The organism is Pseudomonas pisciculturae, from assembly GCF_015461805.1.
GTDB classification, from domain to species: domain Bacteria; phylum Pseudomonadota; class Gammaproteobacteria; order Pseudomonadales; family Pseudomonadaceae; genus Aquipseudomonas; species Aquipseudomonas pisciculturae.
The window spans coordinates 460,170-482,825 of record NZ_JACVZE010000001.1 but is presented as its reverse complement, the minus strand read 5'-3'; the positions used below and the strand labels follow the sequence as shown (position 1 = coordinate 482,825).

Below are 22,656 nucleotides of genomic sequence, written 5' to 3'. Positions count from 1 at the left end.
AGTGTGAAAGGTCATGGTCCATGTCAACGCATCAACTGCTCAACGGTTTATCTGGAAACCTGCAATCCAGCACTTCCTGGTCCCGTCAAGAAGCCCTGGAGCTGATTCAGCAGAATGTGAATCAAGCACTGGGCAGCTTGATTCCCACAGAAAAAACCCGCTATCTCGCCCTGCAACGCGAGGCACTGAACGCCTTGGACGCCCTGGAAACGGCCCAACAAAAGCTGACCCAGGACTTCAAGACCCAAGGCCTCGCGCAACTGCAGTCGAAAATCGGCGGGCGCGACCCAGAGCGATACACCCTCTTTACCCGATACAAGGAAAAACGCGAGCGCGGCTTTCCCTGGGACCCGCAAGACCCGCTCGTCCCCGTCGGCTACGTGCCCATTCCTAAAGGCAGACAGCGTACGCGACGGGCCCAGTACGACTTTCACTACATTGAACACCTCAAGCAGATGTCGCTGTGGGAAGCCGCTTGCCTGAACTTCGGCTTCACCCACTCCATCCACGGTGACTCCGGTTTCAGCCTGGTGGAGGCCAGCTACATTGTCGGCCCGGACGATGACCGAAGCCTGGACACTGCCACCTTTATCAAAGCGGCGCGCGAATTGGACCTGGGCGGTCAACTGCGCAATAAAACCCGCACGGCCATGGCCGCAAACGCCCCACTGCAACAATTATTCATCGCGTCGGCAAAAGCCAGCCTGTTGTTCGACGTGATCGACGCCTACCGTAACCGTGCCACCACCGGCGTGACGCTGGAGTACTACAACCGACTGAACGCCGCCCTGTCCGGCACCGGGCCCCAATTGCCCTTCGACACGCTGAATCTGAACTCAGGTGTCACACCCGTCGTCTCCGTGCCCTTCGTGCCGTGGGACACGGCCCTGCCGGTTCCTTTACTGCTGATCCGTGTGGCTAGCCTTGGTGTGTTGTCCTATTTCCCAGCCCGCCCCGGCGGCGCCCTGCAATATCACGCTGATGCGCAAGCTGCCGAACTGGCCTTTCGCCGACAACTGATCAGCAGTCACGACCAAAAAGACCTGGGCTGGTTTTCAAGGCAATTGCCCTTGATTGGCCTGTCGGTGTTCAAGTCACTGATCGACAAAGAGCAGCGGCCCAAAGACCTCAATGCACTCGCCGGCTACTTGTATGATGCCTTCCACAAGGCCTTCCCGAAAAAGACCCTGGACCACATCCGCTTTCATACCGACATCAAATCCGGCCGGGAACTCACCTTGGTGCAGGCGTATGCAGCGCGACAAATCCAACGTTTCCAGGCAGACCTGGACGCCATGGCAGAACAGCGCTCGGAAAAAGATTGGCAAGCCCTCAAGGACGCATCAGCAGCGATTGCCGGCGAAGTGCTGCAACTGCTGCTCACGCCACTGCCTGGCGGGGTGACCGGCATGAATCGGGTCATGCAGCTGGCGGTGATGGGCAGCCTGACCTACAGCACTGCCCAAGGCATTAATGAAGTGGCCAAAGGCGAGGCTAGCGGGTTTGCCTCGGCCCTGGCCGATTTGGCCGACCTGGCGGTCAGCGGCAGGTTGATCTCAACCGCCAGCCGGGTGCACCGCCAACGCATGCACGCTTACCTGGAACAACTCGGCAACCCACAGAAAATCACACGCTCCGACGGCAGCCACGCGCTCTGGAAGGCCGATGCCCGGCCGTATGCCCATGACAATCAACGCTTGGTTAACGGTATCTCCCCTAACGCACTGGGTATTTACACGCACCAGGCCCGGCACTACGCCAAGCTGCGCCAGAGCGGGTTGGATGTACTGGCCGAAGTCCGCTATGACGAGGTGCATAAACGCTATGTGCTCACCAACGGCAGGGACAGATACACACCACCGATTATTTTCGACCCAGCGATTCAGGCGTGGATCTTCGACCTGCACAACGCCCACGTCATGTCCAACCACGAGCTGCTGCAACGCATGCTGCCCAACGGCTCCTCGACCGTCCCGCCGGCCGACCTTGAACATATGCTGCGCAGCACCGCCACCACACGCACGACCCTGGACAAGGTCTGGCGCGGCGAGGCGGCGCCACTGAACCTGATCGAGGGCGTGCGGCGCTTGCAGGTCGACCGGGTGATCCGACAGATCATCACGACCTTTGCCCATGCCGAGCACATGCCAGCACACGCCGACAGCACGGTCTTTTGTCTGCTGACCCAGTTGAGCGGCTGGCCGACCGACAGCCTGCTGCATATCTACGATGCGCGGGGCGTATTGATCGAGACCTATGGCAAAACCGAACAACGTCCGCCTCAGCCGCACGCCATCAACCTCAAGCGCAGGGACGATGGCAGCTATACCGGCCTCAATGACGAAGGCGATGGGCAGTGGCTGCAACGGATCATTCGCCAGCAACCGACAGGCTCGACGCTGGGTAAAGAAGGTCAACCCAACGCCAGCGAAGAGGCGCGCATCAGTGAGGTACGCCAGCAGGTCGCGACACTGGCAAACACCGAGCAACACGCCCTGTTTTCGGCGCTGTTCGATTACTGGGGCTATGAGAAAGGCGACCCCGCCACGGCCATGCAGGCCAGGCGATTTCTGCCGATCAAGGTATCCCCCGCGTTGATCACCGTCACACCCTTGCTGAAAAAACTGCGCGACCTGAACCCGCCGCTAACCGCCGTCAGCCTGGACCGAATCCTCGCCGACCACCCGTTGACCAACCGCGAGCAGGCTGCCTTTCTCAGCGGCGGCACGTTGCCGGCAGCCTTCGCTGAAGTGATCAGCCATCACCGCACCGCGCTGCGCATCGACGCCGTGATCGACAGCCTGTACAACCCCCGTGAATTCAATGCCGACACCGACCTTTGGGCCAGGGAGTTCGCCGGCGCACTGATACGCGACACCCTAAAGCGCCCGTTTGTGGTCACCGATGTAAGCCTGGGCGAAACCTTCGTACCCAGCGGGCTGGACGACAACACCGTGAACCTGCGCTTGCACCACGGCGGTCGCTATTGCGGCTACGACATCCGTAACGACAGTGAGATCCCCGTTTCGCCGGCCCAGGACAGCTTCTATCTGGCCATCGCCTCGGTGCTCCACCCTCACGAGCGAACACTGCTGGGCATGAACAGCGTCACCGACGCCAAGGGCCTGCGCAAAACCCTGGGCGATAACATGAGCGCCCGCCGCAACCCCGAAGGGTTTGTGAGCCTGGTCAATGGCTCACTGGTGCAGTACGAACACCACTTGGCGCTGTCACCGCAACTCAAGCCCAGGGCCGACGGCATCTACCCCATCGAGGGCAAAAACTACCTGCCGCTGTCCGGCAGCCTGTACCCGATTGTCTTCGATAGCACCCGCTTCAAATGGCGGCTCAAGCACCCAACCAAGATCGGTGTCGACACCCCACTGCTGGAGCACAACGGCCACGGCGCCTGGCGACTCGCCAGCGAAAACCCCATGGCCTGGGACACCCATCAGCTGTTCAGCCGCCTGGGCCATCGCGACTACGCCTTTACCCAACAACGGGCCAATCAGATCCTCGCGCTGACCGACACACCAGACCACGTACTGCGTCAGGTTCACCGCGCCGGCCACCCACCGCCGCCGTTGCTGGCCGATACCTGCAAGCGTTTCAAGATCGTGCAACAGATTCAGCACTTCATCAACGCGCTGCAAGTAGACCCGAACACCAAAGAAGCAAACCCTGAGCTGCAACTGTTGGTGATATCCGGGCTGCCAGGGTGGCCGCAAAACCACAGGCTGCAAATCGTCGACGCCCGCAATCAAGTGCAATATCAACATCCGGCCACTGGGGGATCGAACGTCGAAGCCATCGTGGTAACAGAGCAAAGCTACAAAGAGGCCCGGCTGCTGAACGAACTCACCAAAAGCGATTCACTGATCAACGCCCTGCTCGGGGAATTGCCCGCAACGACTGAAGAGCGACTGTTCAAACTGGTGAAAAAAATAAGTGAGTTTGCACAGAAAGAAATGGCCGATCTCTTCGAGTCGCTTTATGCAAAGAGTGAGCAAGGCAGCGCCAATGGGCTACGAGAGCGGTTCAAGACTCAACATGCCGACTTACCCAACCGCGCCGTCGAAGCCATCCTGGACCATGCCACCCAGCGCGAACTCAAGCAGTTGCACGAACACGGCAAGGTCAGCCTGCGCCTGGGCGAACAAGCGCGGTTGACCGCCCATGAGCTGCGCCTGAACCGCGCCTTCGAAGGGCTGTACCTGGACAACCTGATCAACCCCGACAGCGACAAGATCACCCTGCACGTGCTCGGTAAAGTGCCCGGCTGGCCCACCAACCTGCGCGTCGAAGTACGCGAGCGGCACTTCAACGGCCCCAGCATCGAGAGCGCCGGGAACCCGGCCGGGACGTTGCGCAAGGTGCTGGTCAAAAGACACCGGGTCTACCAGGCCTACAACGCTGCGGGAACGGCAATCACAGACGCTGCCAGCAGAGGCAGCAACCTGCTGTCGGCCATCGTCCAGACCTTGAGCGACGCAGAGCGGACTGCGCTGGGCATTAACGATGAGTTCGACCTATCGCCCCTTAAGGAACAGATCGCCCAATTGGCGCTGGCCCGGCGCGTAGAAATCAAAAGCCTGCTCGATCTGCCCCATCTGCAACCCTGGCTGCAACCAGCGATGGGGCTGGACCGTTCGTTCCTGGCTTACCCCATCTGGAGCCGGTTCTGGCCGTTTTCAGGCAATCGTGCGCCGGACCTGGTGAGCCGGGTCCAGAGACTCTATCCAAGATTCGACACTGACAACGCTCGCGCCTACATCCGCCAGCTCAACCTGGATGAGCCCGCAGCGCTGATCGAGCTTGACCGGCGCCAGGCTGAATTCAACTTTATGGACACGGAACTGACCCGCTGGAGCGACACCCCACGCGCAGTTGACGACGTAGAGACAGATCCCTTGGGCATGAATCTGGGCCAGCGTCGCCTTATCGCCAACCAGTTGCGCAAGGCGTGGCGACGTGACGGGCCGCCACGAAGTTTTGTAGCAGGCTTGATTGACGCCACGTCACTGACCTTGCGACTGGACGACAACGACCTGCCTATGGAGGCCTTCAGCACAGGATTCAGAGGCTTCGGGCACATCGAACACTTGAGTCTGGCCGGGAACAGTTTCCCCTCCACAGCCCATGCGTTCCTGGCCCTCTTCCCAGGACTACAGGCCTTGGAAATCGACTGTCAACTGACTGAGCTCCCCACCGCCATCACCGACATGGCGAACCTCTTGCACCTGGATTTGCAGTCCAACAGGATTCGATTAACCACCGAATCTTCTGCACGCCTGTCCACGATGGTCAACCTGCAAAGGCTCAACCTGAGCGGCAACGTCTTGGGAATGACACCGGACATTACCCGAATGACCCAACTGACGACCTTGAACCTCCGGGGCACCGACCTCACTCAATGGCCCATGGGCGCCGCAACACATAGGAGTTTGATCGGGCTGCACCTGCAGGAAAACCGGATATCCGATATTCCCGAGCAAGTGTTCACTCATCCCCACGGCGCTATCCGCAACCGCAATACCTTCCTGCATGACAATCCGCTGTCCCCGCAAACCCGCCAACGCATTACGCAATACATCGTCGACACCAACATCTTCATGGCCGACGCCTTTCCCGGCATCGCCCACGTGCTGCCGGCCGAGCGCAATATCAGCCCCTGGCTCAGCGCCCTCAACAAAACGCAACATGCCCCGGCGACGGACCTGTGGAGCCACCTGCTGAGCCAGGAGGGTGCGCGGCCTGACGATGTGTTCAGAGTGTTGGCAGACCTGACGCATTCCCACGATTACCTAGAGGGCGGCGCAACACGAACCACACTGACACGTCGGGTCTGGAGGTTGCTCAACGGGCTGGGCGAATCCACCGAACTGCGTGAAAAAGTGTTCCTCAATACCAGCGCGGCGGGCACCTGTGGCGACGGCGCCATGTTGCTGTTCAGCAACATGGAACTTATGCACCGAATCCATCAAACACTTGCGCGTTACGGCGAAAATCGCATCGACCAGGAACTGCTCGGCCTGGCCAAGCAGGTTTACTACCTGGAACAGCTGGATCAGTTTGCAGAAAACCAGATCACTCGATTGTCGATCGAAAACCGTTCACCGGACCCCGCCGAAATAGTGCTGTTTTATCGGGTAAGGTTGCGGGAAGAATTCAACCTGCCGGTTCAAGTCGACCAGATGTTGTACTCGGTGCATGGCTACGGTGTGGTCGAAAAGGACGTGCAGGATGCAAGGCAAATGCTGTTGGGACTGGAGGGGTCTGTAGGGCTGGCAAACGCGTACAGGACACGCGATTTCTGGGTCGACTACCTGGAGCGACGTTTTCCCGAACCGTTCCTTACCATCAAGAATGCTATCCGCTACAAGATCGGGCAATTGCAAAAGGAGGTTCCAGACAAGCGCTCCGATGAGCACCTGGAAAAGCTGCAAGCACTGTTCGACAAAGAAACAGAGGAGCGTAATCGACTGATCGACCAATTGACGCAGGCGGCGCTCCACGCCTTGCGCCACGCTTGAGGTGATCAAGGCTGCCTGTCAGCACAGGCAGCCTTGAACTCACATTACACCGAGCGCGCGGTGCCCTGGCCAACCTGGGTCGGTTGCAACTTGAACACGTAGAACACCACCGTCAGCAGCACCAGGAATACCGGCCCTACATACAGCGCCACGCGGGTGTCGGGGAAGTACGCCATCAGGCCTACTACCAGCAACAGGAACGCCAATGCCAAGTAGGAACTGACCGGGTACAGCCACATGCGGTACTTGAGCCCGGCCTGCTCCGCAGGGCTCAGGCCCTTACGAAACTTGAGCTGGGCCAGCAGGATCATCAACCAGGTCCAGATCGCGCCGAAGGTCGCAATCGAGGTCACCCAGACGAAGACTTTTTCCGGCACCAGGTAGTTGAGCAACACACCCAGCAGCAGCGCGAAGATCGACAGCAGCAGTGCCTTGCGCGGCACGCCGTTGCTGGAGGTCTTGGCGAACGTGGCCGGTGCCTGACCGTTCTGCGCCAGGCTGTAGAGCATGCGCCCGGTGCTGAAGATGCCGCCGTTGCAGGACGACAATGCCGCAGTGATCACCACAAAGTTAATGATGCCAGCGGCGGTCTTGATGCCCAGGCGCTCGAACGTCATCACAAACGGGCTGCCCTGGGTGCCGATTTCATTCCACGGGTAGATCGACAGGATCACGAACAACGCGCCCACATAGAACAGCAGGATGCGCCAGAACACCGAGCCGATAGCACTCGGAATGGTCTTCTGCGGGTTCTTCGCTTCACCGGCAGTGAGGCCGATCATCTCCACCCCCAGGTAGGCGAACATCACCATTTGCAGGGACATCAACACGCCTTGCACGCCATTGGGCATAAAGCCGCCGTGGGCCCAAAGGTTGGAGATACCCAGTGCTACACCGTCATTGCCAAAGCCGAACGCGATGATACCGACGCCGCCGATCACCATCGCAATGATGGTGACGATTTTGATCAAGGCAAACCAGAACTCGAATTCACCGAAGGCCTTGACTGCGATCAGGTTGATGCTGCCCATGCTGATCAAGGCCGCCAGGGCCCAGATCCAGCGTGGCGTGTCGGGGAACCACACGCCCATGTACACGGCCACGGCCGTGATTTCCGCCACGCAGGTCACCAACCACAGGAACCAGTAGTTCCAGCCGGTGAGAAAGCCCGCCAACGGGCCGAGGTAATCCTGGGCGTAACGGCTGAAGGAGCCGGCGACGGGGTTATGCACCGCCATCTCGCCGAGGGCGCGCATGATCACCAGGATCGCCAGGCCGCCAATGATGTAGGACAACATGATCGCCGGGCCGGCCATTTCAATGGCCTTGGCCGAGCCCAGGAACAGGCCGACACCGATGCAGGCGCCGAGGGCCATCAGGCGAATATGCCGTTCACCCAGTTCACGTTTGAGCGGGCCGCCTTGAGCGGTCTCGCCATGGGGCAGGTGGTTGCCAACTGGCATAGGGGTACAACCTCGTCTTGTTATTGGATTGAGCCACCGCGTGCTCGGCGCCACGGCGGGTCTGCCATGACGCCCTCACACCGTGCCGGCCTCATGGGCCAACCCGTCTGGCCAGGCCAGTTCAGCGGGGGTGCAGTATAAAAAGCCCAACCCAGGGTTTTTCACTCTATAACAGGCAAGATTCAGCGAGAACTCTCGGCAAAAGCGGCTTTTGCGGAGAGGTATTTCCGGCCTTGTGTAGGAATCATCGCCTATTAAGCGGCGGCGAGTATTGCACAGCTATGGTGCAGCGTCATTGAATGGGCAGCCTGCCCACCTGCCAACGTACTGACTGGCTGCGCGCTGCTGGCGGTATAGAAATACGTCCCGGCTGGAACAGTTCGAGACGGCCACAAAGCACTCGCAACGTTGACTCGACAATTTCCCCCTGACCGCCCACCAGCGTCTAAGCTTTAACCAGGTCCGATCAATCTGCGTAAATGGATCAATCGACTATGGGCGCTTTATGGCAAACCGATTCGAACAAGGCAGCGGTACCCACCGACAGCCCGGATCAGCCGCCATTGCCACAAAGCCCCCGCTCACGAAAGCTGTGGTGGCGGCTGGTGTGGCTGATACTGCTGCTCGCCGTGGTGGCCCTGGCATGGGCCGCCAGCAAAGAGATGCGCACCTCACGACTGCAGGCCGAGCACCTCAGCCCATTTGCCGCTTCGCTGAGTTATCAGGTGGAACCCGGCGCCAGCGCCGCCATCATTTACCCCGGCGACGGCCCATTTGACCAACGCCTGGGCTACAGCGCCCTCGATGAATTCCTGCCGCGCCTGCTCAAGCGCAATTACCTGATCCAGGCCCAGGCACGCTTCTCACCGGCGCTGACGGATTACGCCCAGCGCGGGCTGTTCGTGCCCTACGCAGAAAAAGTCCAGGCCGGCCTGAGCATCACCGATTGCCGTGCCACGCCGCTGTACAGCTTCACCTACCCACAGCAACTCTACGCCAGCTTTGCCGCGATCCCGCCGCTGGTGACGCAGAGCCTGCTATTTATCGAAGATCGTGACCTGCTCGACCCCAGGCAACCCCTGGCCAACCCGGCCGTGGATTGGCCGCGTTTTGCCAAGGCCGCCTGGTCGCAGGTGGCCAAACTCATGCATTTGCCCGGGCAGACCGCCGGTGGCAGCACCCTGGCCACGCAACTGGAAAAGTATCGCCATTCGCCCGAGGGCCTGACCCTTTCCGGTGGCGAGAAGATACGCCAGATGGTTTCCGCCAGCGTCAGGGCCTACCAGGCCGGGCCGAACACACTCGGTAGCCGGCAGAACATCCTGCGCGATTACCTCAACAGTGTGCCGCTGTCGGCCGTACCGGGCCACGGCGAGGTGCACGGTATGGCCGAGGGGTTGCGGGTGTGGTACGGCGCCGATTTCAATCAGGTCAACCAGGCCTTGAGTGATACCGCCCAAGACCCGACAAGCCTGGCCGCACGCGGGCTGGCTCTGCGCCAGATGCTGTCGTTGATGATTGCCCAACGTCGGCCGTCCCATTACCTGAACAAGGGCCGCGCGGAGCTGGCGCAATTGACCGACAGCCATCTGCGCCTGCTTGCGCAGAACAACGTGATTCCAGCCGGCTTGACCGCTGCCGCCCTCGCCGCTCACGTCACCTTCCGCGACTGGCAACAGCAACCCACAACCCAGCCGATGGAAACCAACAAAGCGATCAACGTCGCCCGCAGCCGCCTCGCCAGCCTGCTCGACCGCCCGCTGTATGACCTCGATCGCCTCGACCTGTCCGCCACCAGCACCCTGCAAAGCGAGTTGCAAGCCCAGACCACCGACTACCTCAAGCGCCTGGCCGACCCCGCGTTCGCCGCCCAAATGGGCTTGCTCGGCCCGCGCCTGCTCACGCCACAAAGCACGCCCCAAGTGCGCTACAGCTTCACGCTGTTCGAACTGACGCCCGATGGCGCGCGCGTGCGGGTGCAAACCGACAACACCGACCAGCCCTTCGATATCAACGAAGGCAGCAAGCTGGAACTGGGCTCCACCGCCAAGCTGAGGGTGCTGACCACTTACCTGCAAATCATCAATGAGCTGCACACGCGCTACGGTGCAAAAACACCGGCCGAGTTGAAACACGTCGAGGTACCCGACCAGGACCCGCTCTCACGCTGGGCCTTGGACTATTTGGCCCAGAGCCCTGACCGCGACCTGGCAAAAATGCTCGACGCAGCCCTCAACCGCACCTATTCGGCCAGCCCCGGCGAGGCGTTTTTCACCGGCGGCGGCCTGCACCGCTTTCATAACTTTCGCAACGAAGACAACGGCCGCAGCCCGACCCTGCGCGACGCCCTGCGCGAGTCGATCAACCTGCCGTTCATTCGCCTGATGCGAGACCTGGTGCGCTACACCACGTACTCCGGCGAAGACAACAGCGCGCGCCTGCTCAAGGACGACAACGACCCGCGCCGCCAGGAATACCTGGCCAAATTCGCCGACCACGAAGGCACCGCATTCCTGCTCAAGTTCTGGAAAAAATACCGCACCAAGGACACCCAGGCGCGCCTCGACACCTTCATGGACAGCCTGCACCCCACTGCGATTCGCCTGGCGGCCGTGCATCGGTATCTGTTACCGCAGGCCAGCCAAGAGAGCTTCAACAGCTTCGTGCGCTCACACCTCAAAAACGTCAAAACCAGCGACAAGCTTACCGACGAACGTCTGGGCCGCCTCTACCAAAGCTACGGCCCAGGCGCCTACGACCTGCCAGACCAAGGCTATATCGCCAAGGTGCACCCGCTGGACCTGTGGCTGCTGGGCTACCTGCTCAACCACCCCGAGGCAACCTTTGGTGAGGTGGTCAAAGCCAGTGAATTCGAGCGCCAGGAAGTCTACAGCTGGCTGTTCAAGAGCCGCCATCAGAGCGCCCGCGACAGCCGCATCCGCACCATGCTGGAGATCGAAGCGTTCCTTGATATCCACCAACGCTGGCAGGCAGTGGGCTACCCGTTCGACCATTTGGTGCCGTCGCTGGCCACCGCGATAGGCAGTTCGGGCGACCGCCCGGCGGCCCTGGCAGAACTGATGGGGATCATCCTCAACGACGGCGTGCGCCTGCCGGTGCTGCGCATCGACAGCCTGACATTCGCCAGCGGCACACCCTACGAAACCCGCGTAGTCAATGACCCCAACCGCGGCAAGCGCGTGCTGCCCAGCGAAGTCGCCAGTGCACTGCGCGGCGCACTGTCCCAAGTGGTCGACGCCGGTACCGCCAAACGTGTGGCCGGCAGCTTTACGCTTCCAGACGGCACGCCGCTAGCCATGGGCGGCAAGACCGGCACCGGGGATAACCGCCTGCAGGCAATGGGCACCGGCGGGCGCATGCTGAGCTCCAAATCAATCAACCGCACGGCAACCTTTGTGTTCTACATCGGCGCCCATCACTTCGGCACCCTCACCGCCTTTGTGCCCGGCACATCGGCGCAGAATTTCACCTTTACCTCGGCATTGCCGGTGCAGGTGCTCAAGGGCATGGCCCCGATTCTCAACCCATTATTGCAATCGCAGGGCCCGGCATTGTGCGTGGCCAATCACTGACGGTGCTATCTATCTGCCACACGGCTCGAAGCCCTTTAAACACACTGATGGATCAACCTTACCAGGACCTGATCCATGCCCGATTCAACGACAACCGACGCCTCCTACAACGGTGCCCATCACGCGCATATCCTCGCCACCCTGCCACCCTGGGTGACCCAGACCACACGCACGCGCCTCGCCGCGCTCAAGGCCGTGGGTTTCAAGACTGGCGCCCCAACCCCCTCGTTAAAGGCCGCGCTTGCCGAACACTGGCACCGCCAAAACACGCTGGATAAACGGCTCGCCCCTTTGAACGATGTGTATGCATTCGCCGAACCCTTGCTCAAAAGCGCGTTGCGCCCCGACTACGGCGACATCGACGTACGCAATACCTACCTGCGCATCTATGTCGATGCCGCCAAGGCCTGGTGGACCCTCAACGTCAGTGGCGCACAAAGCAGCAAGACCTTTTCCCTGCTCGACGCGGCGCTGTACAACTTTGCCGCCGGCGACACCTTTCTCGACTTTGCCTTCCTCGGCCCGCAAGACGCCCGCGGCCAACGCGACGTGGTGTCGATCGACCACCGCATCAGCGGTGCACGTCTCACGGCTGAGCGGTTCAAACAGATTTGCCGCACCCTGGATATCGGCGGCCAGTATCAACGACAGCTCACCCACGCCCTCGGCTTCAATCATTCAGCGCTGGCCCGCACCTTGCGCGACGAGGCCGTTGCCCGCCACAAGGCAGCCCTGAAAAGCGCCGCCCATATAGCCCTGCTCAAGGGCGACCTGAAACAACACGGGCATGCCGCGCTGCTCAAATGCGTCGATGATCACGCGGATGCGCGGCTCGACGGCGCTGCGCTACACGCGCACACCCTCAGCCTGATGAATGTGGCCTTGGTGGGTATCGTGTTGTTTATCAACACCCCCGGCACCCGGGTGATCGCCTACGTCGCCGAAGACCCCGATCACCCACTCAAGGAATACCCGTCGCCGTTGGCATTCATGGCGCAGTTGACCCGCCAATTGCGCGACAAGGCAGGCTATCAAGTGTTCTTCAGCCAGTTTGTGCCCCATCGCGAGCGGGGCGCGTTCTTCGCGGGTCTCAATGCGCGGCTGAGCCAGGTCAAATGGCATCAGCAGGCACCTAGCGATAGCAGGCCGAGTTGGAGAGACACGCCCATCAGCCACCCCAACCTGTACTTCAGCGTGCAACGCTGGCAGGACGATTACCAGCAGCGCCCACCCACGCCCGCCACCGATACGCTATGGGATTACCTGTTTCGCACCCAGTTGAACAAAATCGTCAACGACGCGCGCGACATCGCGCTCTCTACCGCAGACGTCGACCGCCGTGCGCGCTGGGCCTGGTGGGACAACCTTGAACAGATGCTCGCCGATATCCTCAACGCGGCGCTGCTGGTGCTGACGCCCTTCGTGCCAGGCCTGGGCGAATTGATGCTTGCCTACAGCGCCTACCAGATCATGGACGATGTGTTCGAAGGCATTCTCGACTGGGCGCAGGGCCGTGGCACCGAAGCCTGGGAGCACGTGATCGGGGTGGCCGACAGCGTGATCCAATTCGCCCTGTTTGCGGCTGGCGGCCATATCGGCACGCTGGTGCGACCTAAACTTTCATCGTTTGTCGAAGGCCTGGTGCCGGTGCAGCGCAGCGAAGGTACCCCGCGTTTGTGGAACCCGGACATCCGCCCCTATGCACAAAAAAACCTGAGGATTATCGAAGGCTCAGCCCCTTCCCCCGCCGGCCTTCACACCCAAGATGGCAAAACCCTGTTGGCCCTGGAGGCCCATCACCTGGAGGTAAAATACGACCCGCTCAACGATGATCACCGCGCCATTCACCCCGACCGCCCGCACGCCTACCGACCGCGTTTGCAATTGAACGGCGACGGCGCGGTGACCCATGAGGGCGAACAGCCGCGCACCTGGGACCGCGTGCAATTGCTGCGGCGCCTGGGCCATCGGGTGCAACCGTTCAGCGATACGCAGCTGGAGCAACTGCGCATCGCCAGCGGCACCGAAGACGCAGACCTGCGCCGGATGTACGTGCATAACGAACCCCCGCCGCCGCTGCTCGACGCCAGCCTCAAGCGCCTGGAGGCCCGACAATCCCTCACGATTGCCAGTGAACGGATTCGCACGGGGCAAGCCTTGAGCCCGGACCCGGCCGCCGACTGGTTTGAGCAAATGGTCACTGAGCTTGAGGGCTGGCCGCAGGACAAAGCCCTGGAAGTGTTTCTCAAGCCCGACCTGACAGGCAGCTCGCACTGCTATGGCGCCAAGGCTGCGCTCCCTGTCGACACGTTGCGCATGAGCCTGGGTGAGGTCTTGTCCGGGCGTTTACCCGAGCGGGTGCTGGGGTTTCTCGACGACACCGCGATCACCACACTGCTGGGCGCCGAGGTGCCCGCTGAACAACGTGTGCAAGCCTTGCGCGACAAGCTGGCCGATTACGTATTGAGCCAGACCGACGACATCGCACCCGCCCTACACCGCGCCGCGCAAGCGAGTGACGACCCGCAGCTTGTCGGCCTGCGCCAGGACCATCCAGAGCTGGACCTAAGCCTGGCACGGCCAGTGTTGGGCACCGCCCGCCCCAACGAGCGACAGGCCTTTACCGACACACAACGCTGGCCACTGCGCTTGCGCAACCAGGCCAGTGAGTTGTACGTGAGCGCCACGTCAGTACGCGCCTACGAAGGCTTTTACCCCCCGGCATTGCCCACCCCGGCGACCGAAAACCTGGTGCTCAAAACCCTGCTGCTCAACACCGATGCGCTGTTCGACCGCCACCTCGAAATTCATGAGGCCAGCCTGAGCGGCCCCCTGCGCAGTGAAGCCGGCCCGGCGACGGCCACCACACACCGGGTGCTGGTGCATAACAGCCTCGGCTATGCGGTGTATGACGGCGAGGGCCAGTTGTTGCACAGCCCTGCCAGCCTGTACGAGGCTGTGCTGCTGAGCCTGGGCGACGAGACCCGCCTGGGTTTCAAGCCCGGTGAGGGTGACACCTTCCAGCGCTGGTTGATGACCACCCTTGAACCCTTGGCCGAGCGACGCCAGGTGCTTGCCACACCTCAAACCCACCGTGTCATGGACCGACACACCCAACACTTGCTCGGTGGGCCGACGCTCAGCAGGTGCCGCGCCAACCCGGCTGCAACCCATCCCGAGCACGCCCGGGACGTGCTGCAGCGCATATTTCCGAGCTTGAACGACCAACGCCTGAATCGCTTTATCAGCGAAATACCCCCTGACCAGTTGGGCACCACCCTGAATGACCTGACCGTTGAGAAACACACCCTGCACGCCCAACTGCGTGCCTGGAAGCAGTCGCCCATCCTGCACCCCAAAGGCAGCCCCGAGGAGTATCAACAACAGATCAGGCGCAAACGCCTGGTGCATGTACTTGAACACTGCTGGGGCGATCGCTTCGCCGAATACACCGACCCTTGGGGCAACGTCAAAAGCGGTGCCCGGCTGGACCTGGACGGCGTGCCGCTGCCCGACTCCCCGCCCCCGCTGACCGTCAACTTCGAGCACGTGACCTACCTGGGCCTGAGCCAGAGCCGCTTCAGCCAAACCCATTGCCCCTTGCTCAAACACTTCCCGTCATTGCGCTCCCTGGACCTGAGCCACAACAGCCTCACGCGTTTGCCGCAAGAACTGGAGGCCATGCGCTTTATGCAGAACTTAAACCTGTCGAACAACCGCATGACGTTGTTTCCTGAAGACGTCCTGCGGCTGAGCGCGCTACGTCGCCTGCACGTGATAAGCCTGAGCCACAACCCGCTGGACCTCCCCCCCAACATCCGCCGCATGCCCCACTTGCGCCGCCTTGACCTCAACCATACGCAGATCAGCCAATGGCCCGCCGGCCTGTTTGCCCACGCCAGAAACGAGGCGTTCGACCTCAACCTGAGCGGCAACCCGATTACAAGCCTGCCCCCGCTGACGCCCGAACCCACCGCAGCCCGCACCGTGGCGCGCACGCGCCTGGACCGCAATGCCCTGAGCGATGATCAACGCGAACTGTACGAACGCTACCGTACCGAAGCCGGGCTGGACCCTTATCGCACCTACGAACCCCAGGGCAACAGCGACCCCTGGATGGAGGACGCCGACTCCGACACCCGCCTTATCCGCGAGCAACTGTGGGACGCCGTTGAAGCCGAACACGGCTCCCAGGGCTTCTTTGAAGTCATCAAGTTCCTGGAGCCTCCCACGTTTTTTGAGCACCCTGAAGACGTGCAGCGCTATGCCCTCAACAAAGGCGAGCAAGCGCAACGGGTCTGGCGCTTGATCAACGCCACCCACGCCGACAGCGCCCTGCGCGAGCGGCTGTTCAGGCTGTCAAGCTTCCCAGGTTTGTGTGGCGATGGTGGCGCACAGATCTTCAATGAAATGGGCATCGAGGTGATGGCCAGCGAAGCCCGGCGGTTTTCAGTATCGCTGAGTGAGCTTGAAGGCCGCTTGGTCACCCTCGCCAAGGGCACGGCGCGCTTCAAGCACCTGAACCAAGTCGCGCAGGAGGACATCGCCCGCCGCTTGCGCGAAAAAAACGCCGGTGGCGAAGGGTTGCGGCTGCGCTCACAGCTGGTCGACGGCGAACCGGGCACGGTGGATGAAGTCGATGTGCACCTCGCCTACCAGACCTCTTTAGCCAAGCGGCTGGACCTGCCCTGGCTGTCGGACCACATGCTGTACCGCGAGACAGCCCGCGTCAGCCCGGCACAAATAGAGCAGGCCTACCTCACCGTGCTGGAGTTGGGCCAGGGTGACGGGCTGGTCAACCAGATGTTGCTGGAAACGTACTGGGAGCACTTCCTGCGGGAAACCCACGACAGCCTCTATCAAGAGAATGTCATTGCGTACACGCAGAAGTTCTACCGCCTGGATGACCTGCAACCCCTGCAGGCGCAATGGCTCGAGACACAACAACCGCAACTGAGGGAACAGCTCAAGGCGCTAGCGCAGGAACTCGATGTACCCGAGACCGTGGCATTTGCCGACGCGCCGATCAGCGACGACACCTACAACCGCCTGCTCAACGACCTGGGCTACAACGAGCAGGAATGGATGCGCCGCCTGACACGCGAGGCCCTCGACAAGGCAAGCGGGCGAACCAATCGTACTTGAACTTCGCAGGTCCAGATCACCTTGACAGTGCCCTCGCAACCGCTGGCGGGGCACCCGTCAGGTGTATCGCCGTATCTCTGAACGGCGGCCATGGCTTAACGACGTACGCCGTACCAGTGTTGAGGGAGCTTACTCACTCGCCACAGGTACGGCGCAATGCCCAACGTTGTGCCAGTTAACGAATGCGCGTGAGTTTGATCACTTGATCAAGCGCCGAAAGCAGACGCTCAAACTCGACAAAACGCTCGTCTTTCAAGTCCGGCCAGCGATCAATGAAGAAACGCCCCTGATCATCGATCTGCACGGGAGTGGAAAGGATGTCGCCGCTGCGCGAGTGGTGAACAATGCTCACGTCGTGAGGGGACAGTTGCTCCACCATGTAATAGCCCTGTCGCGTGAGGCGCGACCGGTCAATCGGCAAATAGGGGGCATAGGGGCGTGCGCCCGGGACAGCGACCGTCATCGTATAATCGCTGCGCACAGCCCTCAGCTTGTCAGGGTACAAAGAGCTCTTGTACCCAACCTTCCAACGCTGCCCTGAGCGCAACTCGGTTGCGGTACCTTGCGGGACATCGGACACACGCAGGCTGATGGCGCCTTGCGTCTGGGCGACGCCTGCAAACCCTTCGTGCGCATGAACGTGGGCATCGCCCATCTGCGCCACCCACCGGTGCGCGCCTTGGGTCGCCTGGTCTTGGCGGATCACTTCATCGGCAAAGAAATTGAACATCGAGATTCTGGACCTATCGCCGTTTGACATGCCTTTGGTGTGGTAACTGGAGACGCAGTCCAGTGCCCGTACACGGATGCCGTGTTTGGTGGCCACCTCCACGACGCTGGAGTAAGTGTGAGGCCCGCTGTATTCGCGCATATGCCCACTGTCCATGCTCCACAGGTAATCCTTGAGCGGTTTGGGCATCACACCGGTTCGGTGGAACGTCTCCAGATCAGCCTGGTGCAGGTCGGTAAACAGGTGTTCCATGTAGAGGGTTTTTACGCCCTGCTCCTTGAGCGTAGCCATCTGGTCGATCAGCATCGCCTTGCTCGCTTGCTCAGCATGACTCTCACAGATAATCAGCCCAGGAGCGTGTTTGTAGCTTTCCTTGATAAACGCTTCTTGGGTGATGGTTTCCGGCAACTGCGCCAAGGTGGGCCGGGGTGGCAGTTCAAGGGTCTTGAAAAAATCGCCTGCGCTTTTATCCAGGCGCTCGCGGGTCTTTTTAAAGGCACCTTCTGCGGCGGCGACATTTGGGTCCATTGAGCCATAACGGGTGTCAAACGCGTACTTTCCGCCCAGTTGCCTGCGTAACTCGTCCTTGAACATGGGATCGATATCGAACTGGCTGTAGGTGACGGCTTGCGACACCGGCTGGGTGACGTTGCTCTGGGGCTGGCTGTAGGTGCTTTCCAGGGTCAGTTTAAAGTCACCTTTGGCCAGTGGGTCGTCGGCGATAGAGCCAGGCGCGTCTTTCCAGATACCTGTCGGTTGACCAGGGGTAACATTCTCGACGCGCAAACCTACAGTCCTTTGCAGGTCAGCCAAACCTGGCGTTGCGTTGTGTGTGCTGATACGGCGACTGTCGGTCAGGGCCACCCAGCTGTCGGTGGGTTGTGCAGCGATGTCGGCGTCGATAAGCCGGTGGGAGTAGAAATTTCTCTGGGCATTGGGGCGAGGGCTGATCGCCGCGCCGTTGCTCAGGTTGAACGCTCTGCCCAAGTCGTAACCGGTGGACGCATCCAGCGCACAGACGGTGATTTTTTCCCTGCGAGCGGCCAGGATCAACGCGCGATAGGAGTGAGCGGAGTCGGTGGGAATACCCAGACCGTTCTCGACGTTTTTCAGGTAGGCCTTGATGTGCCTGAAGTTGCCTCCCGCGTTGAATTTGGCCAATTTACCCCTGAAGACATCACCCGGCAGGTACTCGATGTACAGACGCCTGACGCCTTGCGCGTAAAGGGTTTGCATATTGTCGATCAGTAACTGATTGCCGGCCAGAGAACCGGGGGCCGCGCCCACGATCAGGCCTTTGTTTTCCTTGAGGGCACTTTCCAGAATGTGACGATGGGTCGCCGTGGTTTCGAAGACCAGTACATCGGCTCTGGGCACGATGGGCGCCAGTTCACTGAAGAACGTCGTGGCACTCATTTGCAGCTCCAGGGACGCCTTGGCATAGGGGCCGTGCAGCGGTTCGAATTCCGCGAGCAAACTGACGTCGCCAGTGCCTCTACCGGCCAACGAGTCGAGGTAAGTGCCCCTGTTGAAGTCGAAACTCAAAAGAGTTTCATAGTCTTTCACCTTGTCCGTCGGCACTTCGTAGTTTTGCAAGGCATGAGGCGTCGCCGCAGTTTTTTTGGGCGCCCCGCCCTTGAGGCCCGAGCGTACCCAATGGCCATCGGCATCCTGGTTGACCAGCCGCGCCGTCGAGGCCAGCTTGCCGCTTACCGGGTCCTGGTGATACAGCAGGTAGCGGCCCAGGGCATCGGGAGTCTTCGGTGCCCACAACGGTCGCCCTTCGAATAACACCGCCTGCATGCCGACGGGCGTGGGGGTCGGTGGCTCCAGTTGTTTGATCAGCGCCATGGCCTGGCGTTGCGCGGTGGGGCGCATCAAGTGCCGTATGGGTTTGATCAACGGGCCAATGGACTTGAGCGCCGGGCGCAGGTCGGTGAACACGGCGCCGAGGCTGTTAACCAGGTAGCCGATAAAGTGATGCAGGGCAGCGTCGGTGTCGCCCTGGTTGTAGGCGTGCAGGGCCAGCATGCCGTCCTTGAGCGCCATCAACAGGCCCAGGCTCAGGCTCAGCACCGGGAACGGCGCGGTGGCGACAGCGATCAGTGATTCAACGCAGCTCCAGATCAAGCCCATGATCATGGCGGTACGGTTGACCGTAGTGGCGGCCACATCATCGATCTTGCGTTGCAGTTTCATGTCGTACAGGTCGTGACGTACGTTGAGCAAGGGCGTAATGCGCTTGGTCGAGTCATAGCGTGCCAGGCTAAGGTCGGTACTGTTGAGGCTGTCCGGCAGGCCAGCCTTGGCGGCTTCCAGAAAGCGTTGCACCCGAACTCTGGACTGCACGCCGACACGGCCAGTGAAGTAGTCGAGCATGCCGTCGACTTTTTTCAGCAGATAGTTGAACTGCCTGGCTTCACGCACATACACACCATCCGGTGCTTGCGGGGTATACAGCAGTACCGGGTTGAGGCCGTGACTGAACAGGTAGTTGTCGATCACCCAATCGCCGTCGATAAATAGTCGATGCACCTGGTAGGCGTGGCGGGTCACGGGCGTGCTGTCGTCGAGGCTGTTGATGCAGCGCACCAGCCAGTCAAGGTCCACCTGGGCGATATAGCCTTTGAGGCGTGACTCCAGCGCAGCGTTATGCAACTGCAATTGGTGGATGGCCAGCGTTGCATCGCGGCGCAAGGCGTAGCCCTGGCTTCTGGGGTCTTGCAGTTTGGCTTTGACCTCATCGGCGTAACGCTGGCCGATCCACACGCCGCGCACCGAAAGCGCGACGTTACGTGGCGTGAGCTTGCTCAGGTCGACCCCGGCCGGGCCCATGAAGGTGGCGACAGTTTCGAACTTGGCGTCCAGAAACCCCACCGAATCTTCAAAACCATCCCGATACAAACGGGTATAGGTGACGGACGCCGGGCGGGTTAAGGCCGGGACGTCTTTGGGGTAATGGACCCACACGGTATCAGGGTCGATATCGTTCTGCCGCTGGCGCCCCAGCAGCGCATTCAACTGCTTTTTGGCCTGGGCATGAAGAAAGCGCTCGAACGCCGGGAACTGAGCATCGGACAGCGGGTTCTGCGCAAAGGTGTTTGCGGCGCCTTCGGCATGCTCCGCCAGCTCGGTTAACTGTCGACGCTGGGCCACGGGGGCCGAGCGGTACCAGGCGGGGGTGCCCCAGTTGTAATCGTCGGTCTGCACTTCCAGCAGCCGGGCCCGCAGCGCCTTGAGGCAATCGACCTGGGCGCTGGCGACGCTGAAGGTAACATGCCGGTATTCCTGCTGCGCCGGGATAAAGCCCACGCCAGCCATGAACGTCCGAAGGCTTGCCCGGGACTTGAAAGCGACTTGCTCCAGCAGATACGCACGCATCGTTGGGTTATCGCACCAGGCCAGGATATGCGCCTGGCAGAGGATTTCATCGTCGAATCCATGAAACTGCTGGGGCTGGGGCGCTTCAGGGGTACACAGCAGCAAGCGTTTGACGCGCCCTTGCTCGTCGGTTTCGCGCAGCAGCCACAGGTCTTTGAGTACGAGGCCATTGAGTGAAACCGTACTGGCGCCCAGTTGCGTCGAGCCCCCGCGACGCAGCCGCGTAAAGCGCAGATAGTCGGCCTCGGTGATATGGTTCTGCACTTTTGCCGTGTAGGCCAGGGCGTTGATTCGGCGGTCGAGCATGTGCTCGATGGCGGTATGGATCTGCGGCTTGGCGTAGGACTCGCGCCGCACGGTCTCAAAGCCCACACGCGGTTCAAGCGTGTTCAGCAGCGTCGCCAGATAGGCCGGTGTCAGATCCTCGTAGGCCTCGCCCAACGGTGCGCCGGCATAGGTCATCGTGGTACCGAGCAGGAACGCCGAGCCTTCGCGTTCATCGCCGCTGTGCAGACCGCGCAGCGCCAGTTCGGTCAGGGTATGTTTCTGTTCGTAGAGCCCGACCCTGGCCACGCTGCGACGGGTACAGACAAGCAGACGGTCGGGGTCCAGGTCGTTGATCTCCAGATCACTGGCGAGCTGTTCGAGCATTTGGTAGCGCGCCAGCGCATGCGGCGAGGCGGCAGGGCCGAGCAGGTCCAATAACGTCTGGCGCGCCATATCGTATTCGCCGAGGTGGCGTGCCAGGGCTTCGCGCTGGCTGCTGTGGGCGTTGCGGTACCAGGCGGGGGCGCTGTATTCAAGGCAGCGGTCGAGCAGACGTTGTGCACGAAGCTCCAGGCGCCCACGCAGGTCTGGCAGCGCTGCACGGATCGCCGCGTCCAAGTCGGCGAGCAGTTGTTGCGCGCTATGGCTGGCGTTGTTCTCCAGGCTCAAGGCCCAATCGATATCCTGTGCTCGTCGGGCCAGGCTGGCGTCATAAGTATGCTCGCACAGTGGCTCACCGTTGATCGGCACCAACGCCAAGGGCCATACGCCCATGGCTGACAGCCCTTGGTATTGGCGGGGCAGCAGGCCCATGAACTCCTCACGCCAGGTGTTCACCGCCATGGCCGCGCGCAAGCGGCTGTTCAGGTCGGCCAGCGAGCTGAACGACTCGAAGCCACGGGCCGGGGTAAACAGTACGACAAAACCGACATCCGCCGCAGTCGTCAGTTGCGTGACCACCGGCGTGTTCTTTTCGGTCAGCACAAAGGCCTCGGCGAACTCAAGGGTGCGCGTCTGATAGTGGAATGTCAGGGCGTAAACGCCGGGCCGAAAGGCGGGGCCCAGCCCAAGATTTTCCACCAACTGTGCTTCTTCACGGTGCAGCAGATAGTCCTGGACATTCAGCTTGGCTTCCAGCGCCAAGGCCGCCAGGCCTGCCTCGTTGGCCATGAAGGTACGCAGGCTTTTGCTGCCCAGCAGGCTGACTTCATCCAGGCCGCGCAGTTGCTGCTTGAGGTCACGCTTGAGGGTCGCCAGCAGTTGCTTACCCTCCTCGCTCTGCAGGTCGGCCTGTGCAAGGCCGGCGTAAAGCGCGCGGGTTCGATCGGTATGAACGTGCTGGTGCGCGAGCAGGGTTTCGTTGAGCTGTTCCAACTTTTGCAACTCGACGGGGGGCGTTCGCTTGGACGACAACGGTGTGTCGGTGCCTTGCAGCTGGTGGCCGATCTGATACAGATAGCCGCTTATTTGCGGCGGTGTAGGCGAGTGAGAGGGAGAAATCAATGTGCTCATCGCGCTGGCTCCATGCGCATGGGAAGAGCCAT

5 protein-coding genes are annotated in these 22,656 nt (G+C 61.1%); 3 read left to right on the top strand and 2 right to left on the bottom strand.

What is annotated here, in order from left to right; all coding sequences use genetic code 11:
• Positions 1–20: 20 nt before the first annotated feature.
• Entirely contained in the window at positions 21–6,533 is a 6,513-nt protein-coding gene (locus ICY20_RS02140; protein ID WP_194936835.1) for an NEL-type E3 ubiquitin ligase domain-containing protein, read from the top strand.
• Between the two features lie 44 nt (positions 6,534–6,577).
• On the opposite strand, the gene ICY20_RS02135 is transcribed toward ICY20_RS02140, so the two are convergent.
• Positions 6,578–7,996 (bottom strand): amino acid permease, encoded by a 1,419-nt coding sequence (locus ICY20_RS02135; RefSeq protein WP_159956823.1) that lies wholly within the window; start codon positions 7,994–7,996, stop codon positions 6,578–6,580.
• A 494-nt stretch (positions 7,997–8,490) separates the two neighbouring features.
• Here ICY20_RS02135 and ICY20_RS02130 point away from each other — a divergent pair, with 494 nt between their 5' ends.
• Both ICY20_RS02130 and ICY20_RS02125 read left to right on the top strand, forming a co-directional pair.
• Positions 8,491–11,589, top strand: a complete 3,099-nt coding sequence (locus tag ICY20_RS02130) for a transglycosylase domain-containing protein (RefSeq protein WP_194936834.1) — start codon at positions 8,491–8,493, stop codon at positions 11,587–11,589.
• A 75-nt stretch (positions 11,590–11,664) separates the two neighbouring features.
• Positions 11,665–16,734 carry a dermonecrotic toxin domain-containing protein gene (locus ICY20_RS02125; RefSeq protein WP_194936833.1) on the top strand — a complete coding sequence of 1,690 codons (5,070 nt, stop codon included), beginning with the start codon at positions 11,665–11,667 and terminating at the stop codon, positions 16,732–16,734.
• A gap of 175 nt (positions 16,735–16,909) precedes the next feature.
• Here ICY20_RS02125 and ICY20_RS02120 read toward each other — a convergent pair whose 3' ends face one another.
• Positions 16,910–22,624, bottom strand: a complete 5,715-nt coding sequence (locus ICY20_RS02120) for a membrane-targeted effector domain-containing toxin (protein ID WP_194936832.1) — start codon at positions 22,622–22,624, stop codon at positions 16,910–16,912.
• Between the last annotated feature and the right edge of the window lie 32 nt (positions 22,625–22,656).